This window comes from Leadbettera azotonutricia ZAS-9, from assembly GCF_000214355.1.
GTDB lineage: Bacteria > Spirochaetota > Spirochaetia > Treponematales > Breznakiellaceae > Leadbettera > Leadbettera azotonutricia.
Window position 1 is genome coordinate 2,598,829 of record NC_015577.1, and the last position, 18,021, is coordinate 2,616,849.

Below are 18,021 nucleotides of genomic sequence, written 5' to 3' on the forward strand. Positions count from 1 at the left end.
AAGCCGCATTATATTGCTTATGTTCAGAATAAACAAGAAGCTTGCATTTTTTTAAGAAAAATGATAGAATAATACGGAAAATTCGGGAAGGGGATACTATCGGGATGCTGTTCCATAAAAGCGCGCGCAAAGACAGGGAGTATTTTCAGCTGCTGCTGAAAAACACCCCCAATATTGTTATCATACTTGACGGCAACGGCCTTATTGAATTCTGCAGCGATGTTTTTATAAAAACAGTAGGATCTGAAAAATACAAATACCTCCAGGGACTGCATTTTTCGGAATTATTTGCATTTTTTGATAGCGATTCAACCAAAGAAATTGCGCAGAAAACCTTTGAGAAGATACAGTTAGAAAAAGAGATCGCTATCGGCCACCTGTATATCGATTTTTCCGGTCAGGGCAAAAAATGCCGGTACCTGCTTCAGTCTATACCGCTTCTGGATGACAGGAATGTCTTTCAGGGAGTGGAGGTGTATTTGCTTGAAGAGGCCGGATTGCTCCGGGCCGAAGCCGACGAGCGGGTACAGGCGATGCTGGACGCTACCCCCTTAGCCTGTTCCATCAGGGATAAAGACGGGAAGGTCATTGACTGTAACGAAGAGGCGGTGCGGTATTTCGGCGCAAAAAGCAAGGCCGAGCTGCTGGCGAATATTAACAAAACCAATCCCGAATTCCAGAATGACGGGGAAGCTTCCATAAGCAAGCAGAAACGGTACGATGCTACAGTGCTCCGTACCGGCAATCTTCGCTTCCCCTGGCTCCATCTTAGCTTGCAGGGGGAAGAACTCCCCGCAGATGTGACTCTTCGGAAGGTGTCCCTGAAAAACGCCGCCTTTGCCGCTTATTCCCGGGATTTACGGGAAGTCGAGGCCAGTCAAAAAAGGCTTCGGGAAACGGAGGAATTGCTCCGCGCCATGATGGACGCCGCCCCTATGGCCTGTACCATCCGGGACGCTGACAATAATATCCTGGAATGCAATCAGAAAACGGCACAGATGCTCGGGGTTTCCCAAAAAGCCGATGTAAACAGCCTTTTTAAAAACTTTACCGCCTATCCTGAATTCCAGGAAGACGGAACGCCCAGCCGGAGCAGGGCGAAGGCCATGATCGATGAGATTCTTGAAAAGGGGTATGTCCGGTATAAATGGATATACCGTACCGTGGCCGGGGAACCCTTCCCGGTGGAAATGACCGGGGTGCGTATTCAATGGCGGGAGGGGTACCGTATTGCTGTTTTTTCCCGGGATCTGCGGGAAGCTCCGTGAACCGGGCTGCTTCTAGCTTTTCTGTAAATTCTGCGCGATCAGGCTGACAAGCGTTTCCATTTCTACCGGCTTCCCGATATGGCTGTTCATTCCGGTTTCAAAGCAGCGGAAAATCATGTCTCCTCCGGTATCTGCCGTCACGGCAATGATGGGGATTCTGTCCGACCCTTTGATCCCGGAAGCCCGTATGCGGCGGGTTGCCTCAAAGCCGTCCATTTCGGGCATATGCAGATCCATAAGTATAAGGTCATAGGTGTTTTTTAAATACAACTCTACGGCTTCTTCGCCGTTTTGAGCGCCCTCAAGTATGGCACCAGTATCTTCCAGTATGGCAAAAATGATCTCGCGGTTCATTTCCACATCATCAACCACAAGAATATGACGCCCTTCGAGGGATACCGGAGAGGCGGCGCCGGCAGCTGCTCCGCCGGCCAAAGAGGCAGCGTCAACCTTGAGTTTGAGGGTGCAAATAAACAAGGAGCCTTTACCGGGTTCCGACACTACCTCAATAGTACCATCCATCATTTCCACTATTCGTTTTGTAATGGCCAGGCCCAGGCCGATTCCGCCGTAGGTACGGGTAATGCTGTTGTCTGCCTGCTCAAAAGCGTCCCATATATGTTTCTTTTGTTCATCCGAAACACCCACGCCTGTATCTTTTACTTCAAAATGGATAACGCAGGTATCTTCGCTGCTGCTAACCTTGAAGGCGGAAAAATACACGGCCCCTTCTTTGGGGGTAAATTTGACCGCATTGGACAGCAGGTTCATCAATACCTGTTTCAGCCGACGCTCATCGGCGATGAGCAGAACCGGAATTGCCGGGTCAACAGCGGAGGTAAATTTTTGCTTCTTTTGTTCAGCCATGGACGCAGTACGGGCAATAATCTGCTCTGCCATTTTATTGAAATTGAATGATTGAGGTATAAGATCAAAATTTCCGATATCAATCTCCGCCATGTCCAGAGCATCGTTGATAAGATCCAAAAGATGCCGGGAAGCATCTTCGATCTTGTCAAGGCAATATATTCTGCGGCTTTCTTCTTTTGCGGTTTTGGTGATAGCGGTCATGCCTATAATGGCGTTCATGGGGGTACGCATTTCGTGGCTCATGCGGCTTAAAAAATCGCTTTTGGCTTTATTGTAATATTTGGCCTGGACCAGGGCCTGGGCGATTTCCTGCTGCATACGCTTTAATTCGGTATCGTCCCAGGCGGTAATTCCAATACCGGTTTCCCCGTTATAAAGCTGCGCCGCGAAGGCGGAAAACGAAAAAGACCTTATTTCGCCGTCTTTCCGCTTTACGGGCATTTCAAAACTCAGGTGCCCCCCGCTGCTGGCGGGAAGGATTTCTTCGTTCAGGCGGCGGAGATTGTCAGCGTCGAGAATAAGGGTAAGCCCACCGTCAATAATCTCCTCACGGGTATACCCCGAAAGGGCGACCGTTCCGGGGTTCAGGTACTCGATTTTCCCCTGGGCATTTATATAAAGCATAAGCTGGGGCGACCCCTCGGCAATGGAAGACACCCGTACAAAATCGTCCTCTATCATGTGAATCAGGGCAGTGTTCTTCATCTGGGTTTTAACCCGCGCCATAACTACCACCGATTTGAACGGTTTGGTGATATAGTCGGCGGCGCCCAGCTCGAAGCCCTTCTCTTCGTCATTTGCGTTATCAAGCCCGGTGATAAAAATTACCGGGATATTTGCGGTTTGCGGGGATTCCTTTAATTTTGTGAGTACCTCAAAACCGTTCATGTCGGGCATGATGATATCGAGAAGTATGAGTTCGGGCTTGTTCTCCGCAGCCAGCCGCAAGGCCTGCTCTCCGGATTTGGCGGTATACACGGAATATTCGGACGATAAAATCTGGTTAAGAACAAGCAAATTCGCATTTTCATCGTCAACCACGAGTATTGAATATTTCTGCTTTGTATCCATACACTTTCTCCGTCTTAGCTAAGCTTTTCTTTTATCGTGTCCAATAGCGCTGCCGCCTCCATAAAATCGAGACTGGCAATATACTCTATCAGTTTTTTGCTTTCTGCCATAGGCCCAAGTATTTCGCGTATATCGGATACCAAATTAAGGCTGTCGGTGCTGCCGGTTTTCAGCATGGGCTCAAGGCGGGCAATAAAGGCAAGGGCCCCGGCCTTGTCCAGGCTGCCGACGTTCTGCGGCGCCGGGGAACCAGCGCCCTGGCTCTGTTCCCTTGTTTCGGGCTTTAACGCCTTCAATTCAGCCAGCACTGCGCCAAGCTCGGTCTCCAGGGCTTTCAGCGTATCTTGGGGCATCAGGACCTTTTCGGTTTCTTCTCCCTTTAGGGCCGTTTCCACTGCCAGAGCGGCATTTCCCAGACTTTTTGCCCCTATCAGGTTCGCCGTGCTTTTCAGGGTATGAGCCACCCTGAACGCTGCCCTGCGTTCCCCTTTTATCAGCGCCTCTTCGATTTTCTGAAAATCCCCACTGTGGCTAATGGTAAATTCCGATAATAGCTGCTGATACAGTATATCACTGTTTGCAGAATTCGTTATCCCCGAGGCACGGTCTATCCTGGAGCTTTCGCTATTTGGACTGGTTCCGGCTTCCTTTCTTTCATCGGAGTTTGCGCTTTTTCTTTCTTTCCGGGGATTTTTGAGCAGCATATCCTTGGGCAGCCATTTGGCGAGTATTATAGAGAGCTCCCTTGCGTCAATTGGTTTGGACAAGAAATCATTCATACCGTTTTCCAGGAACAATTCCCGGGCCCCGGATACGGCATTGGCGGTCAACGCTATTATCGGCGCAGTCCGATACCACTCATTCCCGGACGAACGAATCCGCGCCGCCGCTTCAAGGCCATCCATTTCCGGCATCATGTGATCCATAAAAATGAGGTCGTACTGTTTCTCTTTGATTTTTTTCAGGGATTCAATTCCGCTTTCCGCTGTATCAGCCTTGATATTGTGGGTATCCAGATATGCAAGGGCTACTTTCAAATTGATGGCGCTGTCGTCAACTACCAGCACCTTTGCTTTGCCATTGGTAGTTATATTGCTTTCTGCTATTGCCTGTTCCACTTTTCCCGCGTCCCCCCGGGGAAGGGGCAGCAATATGGTGAATACGGAGCCTTTTCCATATTCGCTTTGCACATCTATACGCCCGTCCATCATGTCGGTAAGCCGCTTCGAAATGGAAAGCCCCAGCCCCGTACCGCTGATGCCCCGGTTCTTTTGTACATCAAACTGCTCAAATTCTCCAAAGAGCTTTGTAAGATTTTCCTTTCTGATGCCGATGCCGCTGTCTTTCACCGTAAAGACCGTATAGGTTTTGTCCTGCTCTGTCAGCTGCCCAACCCGAAAATCCACATATCCTTCTCTGGTATACTTAATGGCGTTATTCAGGATATTTGTAACAACCTGTCTGATCCGTATATCATCGCCATAAACTATCTGTGGTATATTAAGGTCAAAGCTGCTGCGGAATTCCAGTCCCTTTCCCTCGGCCATAAAACGGTTCAGGGAAGCGATATTGTCGTAAAAATCCAAAAGATTAAAATGAACCGGATTGATATCCAGCTTGCCGCTTTCTATTTTTGAAACATCCAGAATATCATTGATGATTTGCAGCAGCATTTTGGACATTTTCTTTATATCGTCGAAAAATTCCTTCTGTTTGTCGTCCAGATTATCGGTGCGCATAAGATCGCTCATGCCGATAATAGCGTTCATGGGTGTCCTGATTTCGTGGCTCATGGAAGCGAGGAAATGGCTTTTGGCGGTATTGGCGCTTTCGGTCCGCTTGATGTCGTTTAAATTCAAGAGCCCCCCTATCATGAGGGAAGGTTTGCCGTCTTTCCATTCAATGGCGCGCCCTGCGGTAAGCGCCCAAATATACTCTCCATTTTTATGGCGGATACGGATTTCCGACCGGTATTTGTCCGAAACTCCGGCAAGATAATCATTCAGTTCACGGGACATTTGGCCAAGATCATCGGGATGTATAATATCTATCCATTTTGACGGGGGATCGCTTATTACAGGATTAAGAACGCCCGCGGCAGTAATTTCTTCAGGATCATAACCAAACTCATCTTTGAAATGGGAACTGAAAATCAGGTGGTCAGTGGCGCTCTCATATTCCCAATAACTGAATTTGGAAATACCCGCCACTATATCCAGATGATCCCGTTTGCGGAGAAGCGCCTGTTCCGCTTGCTGCACTTCCTTTTCTTTTTGATATATGCTCCTGAGGTCGCGGACAAATACAGTCACACGCCAGTCGTTTTGCCATTTAACCCGCACTATGGTAATTTCCGCCGGGATGGGTTCCTTTTCGGCAGTGCAGTGGGTCCATTCAAAAGTAATACGGCCGGTTTCTATGGCTTTATGGATATTTTGCAACGCTTTCTGCTTGCTGGACATGCCATCGGGTTGAAATTTAGGCATAAAGCTATAGAAATCTTCAATAAAATCCCCTTTCGATTCCGCGCCGAAGAGGGTAAGGGCTTCCCTATTGCAGTCATAAACCGCTCCTTCCCCGTCCATAAGAAAACAGGCAAGAGGCGTTGCGTCCAGCATGACCCTGGTACGTTCTTCCGCTTCGGCGTTTTTTACTTCCGTGGTGTCATGATAGATAGCAAGGACGCCGTCATAGGTGTGATGCTCCTCCATAAGCGGCGTTACCTGAATTGTAAATAAACGGGATTCCTTCATGCCCGGAAATTTAATGGAAGCCTCGGTAGAATAGGGTTTTTGACTGATTTTTAGAGCTTCCATGCGCCGCATGGCATTTTTGCTGAATTCTTCTTCCCCCAGCCTTTGGTACAGCTCTTCGTACTTCTGCCCGTTTACCAGCCCGAAATTGTCAATATTGGCAAGTTTTAAAAACGCGTTGGAACAGTAGGCGATGCGGTCTTCGCTGTTAATGAGCAGAAGAGGGTTCGGTATATTTTCGAGTACCATCTTCATGTACTTTTCCAGCTTTACCTGTTCCGCAGTCCGCATATTTTCAAAGACATGCTTTGTATCGGCAAGCACTTCTGCCGTATCCAGCCGGTTCTTGAGACGGCGGATTTCGCGGTCAAGCAGACGCTTGCCTTTCAGGAGTTCCCCGGCAAGAACAAGAAGTTCCTCCCGGCTCATTGTCTCAGGGTTTATATGGGGGTTCTCTGCCCGGATCTCATTGTTATCCATTAATATGAACCCTCTGGTGTTCCGGTATCAGAAAATACATGCGGCGAAGGTATAATTATGGATTTGGTTTATCATAAGGCCCTCGGCATTTTTGACCGGACAAATTTCACCGCCGGAATAGCAAATCTGATAGGGCATATCGTTTCCCAGAATGCCGACTGTCTTTTCAAGTTCATCAAAAGGCTTCGTGCCTAAAAGTATATTTCTGACGGCACAGGAGTAAATAAGGGCGCAGGAGGAACTTTCCCTCTCGTTTAATAATTCCTTCAGCGTATTTTCCGCTGTTTCCATAATTCCCGGATAGCCCAGGCTGCCTATGGTTACCATCGAACCTTCGGGCATTTCCCCTCCGAAAACACCGTAGCCCTGGGGGGTGATGCTGTATAAAGCCCTGGCCACCGGCAGACTGCCGTCATTGTATTTGACCATAAAGGGAATGGTATAGAGGATATCCATATTTACAAGGGAAAGCTGCAGGGTTTTAAGGTAATCGGTAAAAGGCATATTGTTTATTTTTTTGACTGTCTCCGATTGGGACTCGGTAATAACCGCATATTGTTTCTGAAGGCTGTTCGGGGGTATAGAAGTGACAAAGAAACGGGAATTCACTTTTCCGTACAAAAAGACAAGGGCCATGGCGTCCGGAAGGGCCTTGCCGTTCCAAATGGTTTTGCAGGAAGTAAAATTGACTGTCCCGTCGCATGAGAGGGATCCGAACACCGGTATATTGCCCGCTGTTTTGTTGATCTGCTTAAACACCGCCCCGCTGCCAATGCTCTTGATAAGCGGGGGATAGGCAAGGATGAGAGAAGGCTCTTCTGCATATTTCGAGAGACCCTTATTGAAGGCATCCCTGACGGGCGCTTCAATATTGCCCTGGGAAATGGGCCGGGAGAAGCTCGTTGAAAATATGACATCGTTGCTGGTCAATACCGATATACTGAGCATTTCGGAATCATAGCGTCCTGCAGCGGCATTGCCCCGGCTTGTGATCCCAACCACGTCAAACGGAAGCCTCGCACAGAGGGCTTCTACAATCCCGGCCTCAACAAATTCCGTTTCACAGATAATAATGCCCACAGAATTTTTAAGCAGCCTGTGTCCAATGTCCAGTTGTCCCAGGATTTCTTCCGCAGCGGCCTTGATGTCGTCTAATTCGCTGGTAACGGCAGTAAGCATTTTTATCATTTTTCTCCCCTGTGCCGTAATAATTGCGTATTTCTGGGCGCGCAGGGATTCGAACCCCGGACATCCACGGTGTAAACGTGGCGCTCTAACCAGCTGAGCTACGCGCCCTCCTGAAACGCAAAATTAGCATACCCGGGGCTTCATGGTCAAGGCTTGCGCCTTGGCTCTAGTAAGGAATGGATTAACTGGCCGCTTTCGCGGCCTACGGGTCAAGGCTTGCGCCTTGGCTCTAGTAAGGAATGGCTGGCCGCTTATTTCAGCCCCTTAAGGTAATCCAGACTCTGTTTGGCGCATTCGATGGGGGTCATGCCCGGACTGGGGAGATCCTGTTCTACCACTACCCACTTGGCGCCTGCTTTTTCAGAGGCCTTGAGGATGGCGGGAATGTCCTGCACGCCGTGGCCTACCGCCCTGAAGGGGAAGGCGCCAGCCTGGCGGGCTTTCTTGGCCTCGCCGATGAGGTCGTAGTCGGCCTTGATCTTACCGCCCTGGGAGGAGTCAAAGTCTTTGAGGTGGACTACAGGGGCGCGGCCTGAATATTTGAGTATGTATTCCGCTGGAACTACGCCGCCAACCTTGGCCCAGCACACATCGATTTCGGTCTGGAGGAGACTGGCAGGAATGGAATCGTAGAGATCGTCCAGCATGTACTTGCCCTGGTAGTCCACAAATTCGAATTCGTGGTTATGGTAGAGAAGGACAGCGCCTTTTTTGTTGACAATTTCGCCCAGCCTGGCGATTTCTTTCTTAACCTCTCCGTAGGCAGGGCTGCCGCTGCGGTCCTCTTCGCCCAGAAAGGGAATGGCGATGAATTTACACCCGATATCAACATGGAAGCCGATAACCTTTTCGGGGTCCTTGGTCATATCCCGGAAGGGCACATGGGCGGAAATGGCAGTAAGACCAGCCTTGCCCAGGCTGTCCTTGAATTGGGCGGCTGTCTTGCCATATGACTGGGCCAGAGCCAGTTCCACATATTTGTAACCCGCCCCCGCCACCTGTTTCAAGGTTCCATCAAAATCTTTAGCCATCTCGTCCCGCACATTATAAAGCTGCAACATAATAGGAAACATAATTTCCCTCCATAAATAAGAAATATTCTATAATTATCACACAAGCTGGCAGTCTGGTCAAGAATAGAAGAAATATCAAGGGTAAAGCTCCTGAAAACCCGCACGCTCCCTGAACCACTTTACCCCATTCCTCGAATAGTATAGTCTGGATAGAGGATTAAACTATGAGCAAAAAATTAGTAGCGTATTTTTCAGCAAGCGGTGTTACCTCCGAACTTGCCAGGACACTGGCGAAGGCTGCAAGCGCCGACCTTTATGAAATCAAGCCGGAAGTGCCCTATACCAAGGCCGATTTGGACTGGAGGGACGGTTATTCCCGCAGCTCGATAGAAATGAAAGACCCATCATCCCGCCCTGCGATTGCTGACAAGAATGCCAACATCGCGGTGTATGATGTTGTATTTGTGGGCTTCCCGATTTGGTGGTATGTAGCGCCAACCATCATTAACACATTTTTGGAAAGCTATGATTTTTCCGGAAAGACTATTGTACTATTTGCGACATCCGGCAGCAGCGGATTAGGCAAGACCAAAGAAGCGCTGCAGCCTTCCGTTGCCGGCACGGCTGTATGGAAAGAAGGAAAACTGTTAAATGGCAAGCCAACCAGGGATGCTTTGGCTGCATGGGTAGAGAGCCTTAATCTAAAGCAGTAAATTGGAACTTCTTTCTCCTGCGGGAAATCTTGAGAAACTAAAATATGCCTATGCCTATGGGGCTGACGCTGTCTACATTGGCATCAAAGACTTTTCACTGCGTGTTAAAGCCGACAACTTTCATACTGACGAGGCTGCCGTTATCTCCGGACTAAAAGGCGATCGTAAACTCTATTGCGCTCTCAATATTTATTTTCATAACGCTGATCTTGCCCGCCTTGAGAGCGAGCTTGATTATATAGCCGACTATCCTTTTGACGCCTTTATTGTCAGTGATGTCGGCGCAGTCCCGCTTTTGAAGCGCTGTTTTCCAAATGCGAAGCTGCACCTGTCAACCCAGGCAAACTGCACAAACGCCGAGGCGGCCCGTGTGTATCAGGACATGGGTTTTTCGCGCATTGTTCTGGGCCGTGAAGTAAGTATTGATGAAATCGCGGTTATCAAGGCGAAAAATCCGGGGCTTGAGCTTGAAGCATTTGTTCACGGCGCCATGTGCCTGGCTTATTCGGGCCGCTGTTTCTTAAGCGCATGGATGGCAGGCCGCTCCGGCAACCAGGGCGAATGCGCTCATTCCTGCCGTTGGAACTACCGTGTTCTGGAAGAATCCGAACGGCCCGGTGAATACTTCCCCATCGCCGCAGGTGAAAACTTTACCACTATACTATCCTCCCGCGACCTGTGCATGATTGACCACCTTGGCGAACTTAAATCGGCAGGCGTTGATTCGATAAAAATTGAAGGCCGCATGAAGTCGCTGTATTATACAGCCGTTGTTACCCGCGCCTACAGAAAGCAGTTGGACGCAGTGTGTACAAATAGTACACCGTGCACAAACGATGATCCGGCAGCTTATCGCGCAGACCTTTTCCACGTAAGCCACAGGGAATATTGTACGGGCTTCTATTTCGGCAAGAGCGAGGTGGAGCGTCCCACAGAAACAGACTATCTTATGGGGCATGTCTTTTTGGGGATTATTGGCCGGCAGGTTTCCGATTATTTATACGAACTGGACATTCGCAATCAAATTGCCACAGGGCAAACAATTGAATATATTGGCCCGGATCTGCCGCATATAGAAGATTCAAACTTTGAGCTTATAGAGGAAAACGGCAATTCCGTAAAAAAGGCCGACCATGAGCATATTATCCGCATCAAACCAGGCGTCCCCGTTCAGCCGGGCTACATCATAAGGCGCGTATAAGGAAATACCATTTTTCCCTCGCTACGAATCAACTGCCTTGAAGTTATAAAGCGGTTTTAAGCGCTGTTCTACCTCGACCGTATCCCCAATGTATTCAAGAACATCCTTTGGTTTTTTATAGGCCATAGGACTTTCTTCAAGAGTATCCTTGCAAATGACGCTGGACCATATACCCTTCATTTCTTTCCTGTATTCGTCAAGGGAAAGGCTTCGGGCATCGGTGCGGGCTTTTTTTCTGCCGGAACCATGTGGGGCGGAAAAGTTCCAATCAGGATTTCCCTTGCCATGTCCAAGAATAGCTCCTTCTGCCATGGAAAAGGGAATGATCACAGGCTCATCCTTTTTTGCTGATATGGCACCTTTTCGGATAATGGAATTATCGGTATCGATGTAATTATGCACACAATCACGGTACTCGGTTTCCCGAATATCAACCTTGAAAAATCCGGCGATGGTTTGCGCCATAAGCGCCCTATTTACACAGGCATAATACTGAACCACGCGAATATCAGTAAGGTAATCTCCAGCGAATGTTCCTGAAAGGTACTTGCTCGGGCTTTCTGCATCGGTCTCCCGCAGGGCAAGAGTCTCATGGTATTCAGCGGTATACGCTCCTAATATCCGGGAGCCCGAATGAATCAAAAGCCAGCGGTTATGATTTTCGTCAACATCTATTTCAATAAAATGATTGCCACCGCCAAGGGTGCCAAGAGACGCGAATACCCGTTCGGGATTATGCCCCTGCTTTTCGCAAAGCTTTCTGATTTCGTTTTTGAAACATCCGGTATCGGCTAATTCAGATCTACCGGTATTTTGCGAAGCAAAGCTGTTCAACTTATCCAGGTCTTCATGCAAGGATGACCTTACATTTTGGCCGGATGGGATATTTTTACGGATAAACGTATCAAGTTTGTCAAAACGCAAATTTCCCTTGCCAAGGTTACAGGCGCATACTCCGCAGCCAATATCCAACCCTATGACAGAAGGAATGATCAGGATTCCAAAAGTTGCTGTCCATCCTATTACGGTAGTTTTTCCAAGGTGAACATCGGGCATGACCCTCACTTTTGTATCAGCAAAGGCCGGATGGTTAAGGTACTGCAAGATTTTGTTTTCGCACGTTGTTTCCAAAGCTTTTGCGTATACATGCGCCTCGTTGTACTTCCCCTTAACCAAAATCGGCTTAACTGTGGTTAATTTTGCTAACTCATTGATCATTCTGTTTACCTTCTTCTTTTGCCGGAAAAACCTTGAGCATTTTTAAAGTTTCACCATCATACATACGGATGGGGTTTCCCCGTTCAAGCTCATAGTGGGTATGCCGTAATTGGGATCTGGATTGTTTTTGTTTATTCGTTTTTTCCTCATCAAATAATGATGCGAGCCGGGCAAGCGCCAGGCGCTTGTTCATTAATTGGGATCGTTCCTCTCGGGCTACGACGCTTTTGCCTGTGGGGATATGGATAGCCCGTACTGATGTTTCTGTCTTATTGACATACTGACCGCCTGGACCGCTTGCCCGTGCGGTTTCAAACCGTACATCGGCTAAAGAAAACACCTCCCCTATGGCCGGTTCGGAATAGGGCTTAACCGATACAAACCAGTTCTTTCGTTTGTGATGAGGCCGATAGGTACTTTTAAAAACCCACTGAATAACTCCCGTCCATGAATCTGTAAAATCTTCTGCCCCCTGCCCATCAAAGGCAAGCAGGGCAGATCGCATATTCTCTTTTTCACAGGATGGTTCCGTTTCTATTATTTGTGCCGTGATACCCTGTAAATGCTGTATTTCCTGCAACATTACCTTTACGGTAAGTGCAGCCGCATGTGCGCATTCTTCAGGGCCGTTCCCTGATGAAATACTGAGGACCCGACAGGTCCTTTGCCAAATCGTATTCAACGATAATCTCCTGGCATAGACTGTCCCTGCCGCATTATGTGCGTACAAGGACAGAGAATAGATTGCTATATGACAAGCAATCAACTAATTAAAGTGTCTCGTGGATTGGGTAAAGGCAGGAAAACAGGGCGATTTTTGAAATTGCTCTTGTGGATTTACCGGGAACCAGGGGCTCTAACCTTTTGATTGAGTTCGATATTGGTTGTCTGTACCGTCATTTTAGTGCCTCCTGTAAAGATAAGATTATTTTATTATAGTTATCGTCCAATAATTGTCAAGTAGTTTTTGTCAATTTTTTTGCTAGTTTTCTTTCCGTTAATATGTATGATATAATACCTAAATAATGATTACATCATTCAGCGATAAGGAAACCGAAAAAATCTTTAATGGTATGGCGTCAAAGAAATTACCCTGGGACATTCAAGGATGTTTCCCCTAATCGCATAACTGATATTGTCAACGGCAAACGAGGTATAAGTGCCGACACGGATTTACATCTTACCAAACTTTTTGGTCTTTCAGAAGGTTATTTCCTTCGCTTTTAGGAGCATATAGAGACAACCTTGGCAAAGCGTAAGATTGAACATGTACTAAAGCAGATAAAGACCTTAACGGCGGTTGCGGTATAGAGAATTATAAAAAGTCCATGCCAAGGCAACCCGAAGGGGACAGAACGAATTACTCGCTGCTAAAGGTGAATGATACCGCTTTCTTTAGTTCAGAAATAACCTGGCCGGTATTCACTACTGCACCAACAGGGCTTCATCATGGGTCTTTTTTCCGGTTGATAGCCCTGACATCCACCGCTTTGTCTCCAGACCCCACAACAAACTGATACAGCGTTTTGCTGACAGTAGTTTGCTGACAATGAGTCGGCTAATGAACGCCCTTTTCCTTCAGGCTTAACTTAATCCATATAGCTTAGATGCTACACAAAGTTGTAATTCATTATATTACAAAGAATTAACAAGCCTTGAAATAACTGTCTTCTCTAAGGCGCCGATTGGAATCGAACCAACGCATAAAGGTTTTGCAGACCTCTCCCTTACCGCTTGGGTACGGCGCCGTTTAACTCCCATAACTTACCAAAAAAACCAAAACTTGTCCAGTATTCAGGCTATCCCCGCAAAGCTTAAGCCCAGCTGGAACATGGGGGCCAGGGCAGTTTGCCGCTCCCCGGCTGAGAGGCCCTCTCCTGTGATGTTGGAATCTGTGCAAAAGAGTATGGTGAGGGCTTTCCGGTGCAGATAAGCAGCGTTGCAGTAGAGGGCATAGGATTCCATGTCGCAGCATACGCAGCCCATGCGGGCCCATTTCTGCCAGCCTTCGTCGCCCTCGGCGCTGTAGACTGAGAAGAGGTCCGAAGAAAAGACATTGCCCACGGTGAAGCGTATGCCAAGGGAACGGGCGGCGGCGACGCCATGTTCCAGGAGGCCGAAGTCGGCGCATGCCGAGAACACTCCCCCAAGGTGGTATTGCTGGGCATAGTTGGTATTGGTGGAAGAGGCCATGGCCAAAACCAGATCCCCTACCCTCACTTCGGGAACCATGGCCCCGCTGGTACCAATGCGTATGATGTTCTCCACGCCGTAATGGTTGTAAAGCTCGAAGGAGTAAATGCCGATGCTGGGGGCCCCCATGCCGGAACCCATCACCGAAACAGGCTTGCCTTTATAGGTCCCGGTAAAACCCAGCATATTCCGGACACTGGTAAATTCCTTCACGTTTTCCAGATAGGACTCCGCCACATGCCTGGCCCTCAGAGGGTCGCCGGGCATGAGGACCGTTTTGGCAATATCCCCGGGTTTGGCGTTGTTATGGGGCGTGCTTTCAGTGGGTTTATAAAAATCGGCAATCATGGAATTCTCCTTTTCCCTGCCAGAACAGGGCTAGCTCTTCCCCTTATCGTAGGGCTGGCCTGAAGCCCGGGGGGCGTAGTCCTTGCCGCTGAATATCACCAAGGTAACCAGGGTGATAACATAGGGCAGCATGCTGAAAATTTCAGAAGGCAAAGATTTAAGCGCATCAATATTGATGATATTTACCGCCAGCGCCGAGGAAGCGCCGAAGAGGAAGCTTGAGCCAAGAATCCCCAGGGGAAGCCAGCGGCCAAAGGAGACCGCAGCCAGGGCGATGAAGCCTTTGCCGTTGATGGTGGACACAGTGAACTGAATATCCTGGGTAAGGACTATGCAGGCCCCTGCTATGCCTGCAAGCACTCCTGATATCACTACTGCGATGTAGCGGATTTTGATGACATTGACGCCTGCCGAAGCCAGGGCCTGGGGGTGTTCCCCGGCTGCGCGGAGGCGCAGACCCCAGGGCCGCCTGTAGAGGGTGAACCAAGCCGCAACCAGGATGATCAGGGCAAGCCAGGCTGTGGGGTATGCGCCTCCAAAACCCGACTTCGTGCCCATGTGGTAGTTCTGAGTCCTGTCCATGCGGAAAAGGAGCTGGCAGAAGAACACGGTGATTCCGTTGGCGAGGAGGTTGATGCCCGTACCGGAAATTACCTGGTCGGCCCGCAGGGTAATGGAAGCGAAGGCATGAATGAGCGCAAAGAGGCCGCCCATGACCGCGGCAATAAAGAAAGCCAGAGGTATGGAAAAACCTATGCTGGTTTCGAGGAGCACATGGGTAGTGGCTGCGGCCATGGCGCCTATGCTCATGAGGCCCTCGAGTGCTATGTTCACCACCCCTGCCCTTTCGCAGATCATCCCGCCGGTGGCGGCGATGAGAATGGGGGCCACTATCATCAAGGTTGAGGGAAGCATGTTCCAGAGTATTTTCAAAATATCAAGCATGATGGCCTCCCTCTGATGCACCGGCTGTTGCCGCGTTCTGGGCCTTTCTGGCCTTCTCCTTCATCTGCCATTCAATGATGATCCTCACCCCTGCCCTAAGGGAGATGAATACTACCACAAGGCCCATAATAATCGAGGTGATTTCCTTAGGTATCTGCCTGGACTGCATGAGGGGCTGGGCAGATTTGAGCATGCCGAAGAGGAGGCCCGAGAGGGCTGTTCCCCAGGCGCTGCTGTTTCCTACCAGGGCAACCGCGATACCGTCAAAGCCGTAGCCGTCCTGTACCGAAAGCACCCTGCCGGCAGAAAAGCTGCCCAGGGAAACGATGGCCCCGGCAAGGCCCGCAAAGGCGCCGGCTATAGCCATCGCGGTAGTAATGCTGGTGTTTACGCTGATGCCCCCATAGCGGGCCGCTTCCTTGTTGAGGCCGGTGGCCCGGAGGGAATAGCCCAGGCGGGTCCTTCCCATGATTATCCAATAGAATAAAACCGCCGCAATGGTAAGAAAAAGGCCGTAATTAAGCCGCGAATTATTGGTGACAGCTTCCAAAAAAGGGCTTGACAGGCGGGAAGTCACCGGCAGGGGCGGGGTCTGGAAGGTATTGGTCCCAGGTATGCGCATGGTCAATATGCGGGAGCCGTACTGGGCTATATAGTTCATCATGATAGTGGCAACTACTTCGGACACGCTGAACCTGGCTTTGAGGAACCCTACAATGCCACCCCAAACTGCACCCGCTATTATGGCAGCCAAAATTGCCATGAGCCAGTGAAGCCCCGGCACTTGGGGGAAATAGAGGGCCACAAACTGGGCTGCAGTAAGGCCCGCCACGTACTGGCCTTCAGCCCCTATATTGAAAAGCCCTGTCCGGGCCGCAAAACCCATGGAAAGCCCGCAGAGTATGAGGGGCATGGAGGCTACAATCCATTCCCCTATGTACCGCATATTCTGGGTGCCCCGGCGAAGATCCCAGCCCGAGACCACCTGCAAAATAGCCGAATACATTCCTGCGGGGTTCCTTCCTACCAGGAGTATCAAAATGGTTCCCACGAGAAAACCCAGGATCACCACTGCCACGGATACGAGGCCATCTGAACCAGTAAATACTTCGAGGATTCTATCTTTTAATTTAGGCATGAAGCCCCCCCATCATGCTTCCAATGCGCCGCTCGTCAGCTTCGGAAGCTGCGACAACTCCCGCAATGGAACCTTTGGAAATAGCGGCTATCCTGTCGCAGAGGCCCAGGATCTCGTCGAGTTCAAAAGAAACGAGCAGCACTGCCCTGCCCTTGTCCCGTTCCTGTATTATCCTTTGGTGGATATATTCGATGGCGCCGACATCAAGGCCACGGGTGGGCTGGGACACAATAAGAAGTTCCGGCGAAAGGTCAATTTCCCGGGCAATGACCACCTTCTGCTGGTTCCCACCCGACATGGACTTGGCAGGCGTCGCCGGACCATTCCCTGCCCTGATGTCAAAATCGGCGATGAGGTCTTCGGCGTGCTTCACAATCACCGGGAACTGGAGAAAGCCAATGCTGTTAGAGTATGGTCTATGGCGGTAACTTTTGAGGATCAGGTTTTCATCCAGCCTGAAATCCAGAATAAGGCCATGCTTATGCCGGTCTTCAGGAACCAGGCCCATGCCGCCCGAAATGCGGCCCCGTATGCTTTCGCGGGCAATATCCTTCCCTTTGAGCACAATACGGCCTGACTTTACCGGGAGGAGGCCTGAAATGGCCGACACAAGCTCGGACTGGCCGTTGCCGTCCACGCCCGCAATGCCCACTACCTCCCCTGCTCTCACTTCGAGGGAAAGGTCATGCACCGCAGGAATCCCCCGGGATCCTATAACCGTGAGATTCTCTATCTTCAATATAACATCGCCCGGTTGGGCCGGCTTCTTGTCGATTTTAAAACTGACCGCGCGGCCCACCATTTTCTCGGCCAGCTCCCCTTCGTCGGCCTCTGATACGAGGACTGTGTCGATACGCTTGCCCCTGCGCAGCACAGTGCAGCGGTCGGCAGCGGCTTTTATCTCCCGGAGCTTATGGGTGATGAACACGATAGTCTTGCCTTCGGCCTTGAGGCGGCGAAAAATGGTTAAAAGCTCGTCGATTTCCTGGGGGGTAAGGACTGCGGTGGGCTCGTCGAAAATGAGTATGCTGGCATCCCTATAGAGAATTTTGAGGATCTCCACCCGCTGCTGCATTCCCACTGTGATATTCTCGATGCGGGCTTTGGGGTCCACAGCAAGGCCGTAAGTTTCGGAAAGCTGGGCTACCCGTTTTTCAGCGGTTCTGAGATCGAGATTGCCCCAGGGGTTTGAAGGCTCCAGGCCCAGGACTATGTTTTCGGTAACCGTGAAATTGTGAACCAGTTTGAAGTGCTGGTGAACCATGCCGATTTTGAGGCTGGTGGCATCGTTGGGACTGCGGATTTGGACTTCCTTGCCCCGGATTTTGATGATGCCCCCATCGGGTTCGTAGAGACCGAAAAGTATGGACATAAGGGTGGACTTGCCTGCCCCGTTTTCCCCAAGCAGGGCGTGGATTTCACCCTCCTCAACCTCGAAACGTATACGGTCGTTGGCAACTATGCCGGGGAAGATCTTGGTGATATCGAGCATTTCTATAGCTGGGCTGCCCATTCCTCACTCCTCATATTAGCATTATGCCCTATTATCCCGGAAAAAGAAACAGGAAAAAACAGGAAAATTACTTGTACCTTCCTATAATTCTTAGTATAATTAGTGGATA

13 protein-coding genes and 2 tRNA genes are annotated in these 18,021 nt (G+C 49.7%); 3 read left to right on the forward strand and 12 right to left on the reverse strand.

Annotated elements, in window-relative coordinates:
* Positions 1-104 precede the first annotated feature (104 nt).
* A complete protein-coding gene (locus TREAZ_RS11325; RefSeq protein WP_043923068.1) occupies positions 105-1,268 on the forward strand; it encodes a PAS domain-containing protein in 1,164 nt (387 codons plus the stop codon).
* A 12-nt stretch (positions 1,269-1,280) separates the two neighbouring features.
* On the opposite strand, the gene TREAZ_RS17445 is transcribed toward TREAZ_RS11325, so the two are convergent.
* The 5 genes from TREAZ_RS17445 to TREAZ_RS11350 all read right to left on the reverse strand — a co-directional run bounded on the left by TREAZ_RS17445 (position 1,281) and on the right by TREAZ_RS11350 (position 8,703).
* Positions 1,281-3,209: an ATP-binding response regulator gene (locus tag TREAZ_RS17445; protein WP_015712002.1), complete on the reverse strand. Its 1,929-nt coding sequence runs from the start codon at positions 3,207-3,209 to the stop codon at positions 1,281-1,283.
* Between the two features lie 14 nt (positions 3,210-3,223).
* Positions 3,224-6,442: an ATP-binding protein gene (locus tag TREAZ_RS17450; protein ID WP_015712003.1), complete on the reverse strand. Its 3,219-nt coding sequence runs from the start codon at positions 6,440-6,442 to the stop codon at positions 3,224-3,226.
* Between the two features lie 27 nt (positions 6,443-6,469).
* Positions 6,470-7,630: an FIST N-terminal domain-containing protein gene (locus TREAZ_RS17875; RefSeq protein WP_015712004.1), complete on the reverse strand. Its 1,161-nt coding sequence runs from the start codon at positions 7,628-7,630 to the stop codon at positions 6,470-6,472.
* Between the two features lie 34 nt (positions 7,631-7,664).
* Positions 7,665-7,738 (reverse strand) — tRNA-Val (locus TREAZ_RS11345).
* Positions 7,739-7,881: 143 nt separating this feature from the next.
* The gene (locus TREAZ_RS11350) at positions 7,882-8,703 is read right to left on the reverse strand and encodes a sugar phosphate isomerase/epimerase family protein (RefSeq protein WP_015712005.1); all 822 of its coding nucleotides are present in this window, start codon (positions 8,701-8,703) and stop codon (positions 7,882-7,884) included.
* 164 nt (positions 8,704-8,867) lie between these two features.
* On the opposite strand from TREAZ_RS11350, the gene TREAZ_RS11355 reads away from it, so the two are divergent.
* Entirely contained in the window at positions 8,868-9,356 is a 489-nt protein-coding gene (locus TREAZ_RS11355) for a flavodoxin (protein WP_015712006.1), read from the forward strand.
* A 1-nt stretch (position 9,357) separates the two neighbouring features.
* Positions 9,358-10,557 carry a peptidase U32 family protein gene (locus TREAZ_RS11360; protein WP_015712007.1) on the forward strand — a complete coding sequence of 400 codons (1,200 nt, stop codon included), beginning with the start codon at positions 9,358-9,360 and terminating at the stop codon, positions 10,555-10,557.
* A 21-nt stretch (positions 10,558-10,578) separates the two neighbouring features.
* On the opposite strand, the gene TREAZ_RS11365 is transcribed toward TREAZ_RS11360, so the two are convergent.
* The 7 genes from TREAZ_RS11365 to TREAZ_RS11395 form a co-directional block, all read right to left on the reverse strand.
* The gene (locus TREAZ_RS11365) at positions 10,579-11,775 is read right to left on the reverse strand and encodes an RtcB family protein (protein WP_015712008.1); all 1,197 of its coding nucleotides are present in this window, start codon (positions 11,773-11,775) and stop codon (positions 10,579-10,581) included.
* The gene (prfH, locus tag TREAZ_RS11370; RefSeq protein ID WP_015712009.1) at positions 11,765-12,541 is read right to left on the reverse strand and encodes a peptide chain release factor H; all 777 of its coding nucleotides are present in this window, start codon (positions 12,539-12,541) and stop codon (positions 11,765-11,767) included. The genes TREAZ_RS11365 and prfH overlap by 11 nt, the downstream gene beginning before the upstream one ends.
* Before the next feature lie 910 nt (positions 12,542-13,451).
* Positions 13,452-13,523: transfer RNA gene (locus tag TREAZ_RS11375), tRNA-Cys, on the reverse strand.
* Between the two features lie 46 nt (positions 13,524-13,569).
* Positions 13,570-14,316, reverse strand: coding sequence for a purine-nucleoside phosphorylase (gene deoD, locus TREAZ_RS11380; protein ID WP_015712011.1), 747 nt, complete (start codon positions 14,314-14,316; stop codon positions 13,570-13,572).
* A gap of 30 nt (positions 14,317-14,346) precedes the next feature.
* Positions 14,347-15,261, reverse strand: a complete 915-nt coding sequence (locus tag TREAZ_RS11385; protein WP_015712012.1) for an ABC transporter permease — start codon at positions 15,259-15,261, stop codon at positions 14,347-14,349.
* Complete coding sequence (locus tag TREAZ_RS11390) at positions 15,254-16,399, reverse strand: ABC transporter permease (protein ID WP_015712013.1); 1,146 nt, start codon at positions 16,397-16,399, stop codon at positions 15,254-15,256. The genes TREAZ_RS11385 and TREAZ_RS11390 overlap by 8 nt, the downstream gene beginning before the upstream one ends.
* Positions 16,392-17,912 carry an ABC transporter ATP-binding protein gene (locus TREAZ_RS11395; protein ID WP_015712014.1) on the reverse strand — a complete coding sequence of 507 codons (1,521 nt, stop codon included), beginning with the start codon at positions 17,910-17,912 and terminating at the stop codon, positions 16,392-16,394. Before TREAZ_RS11395 ends, TREAZ_RS11390 begins: the two co-directional genes overlap by 8 nt.
* Positions 17,913-18,021 lie beyond the last annotated feature (109 nt).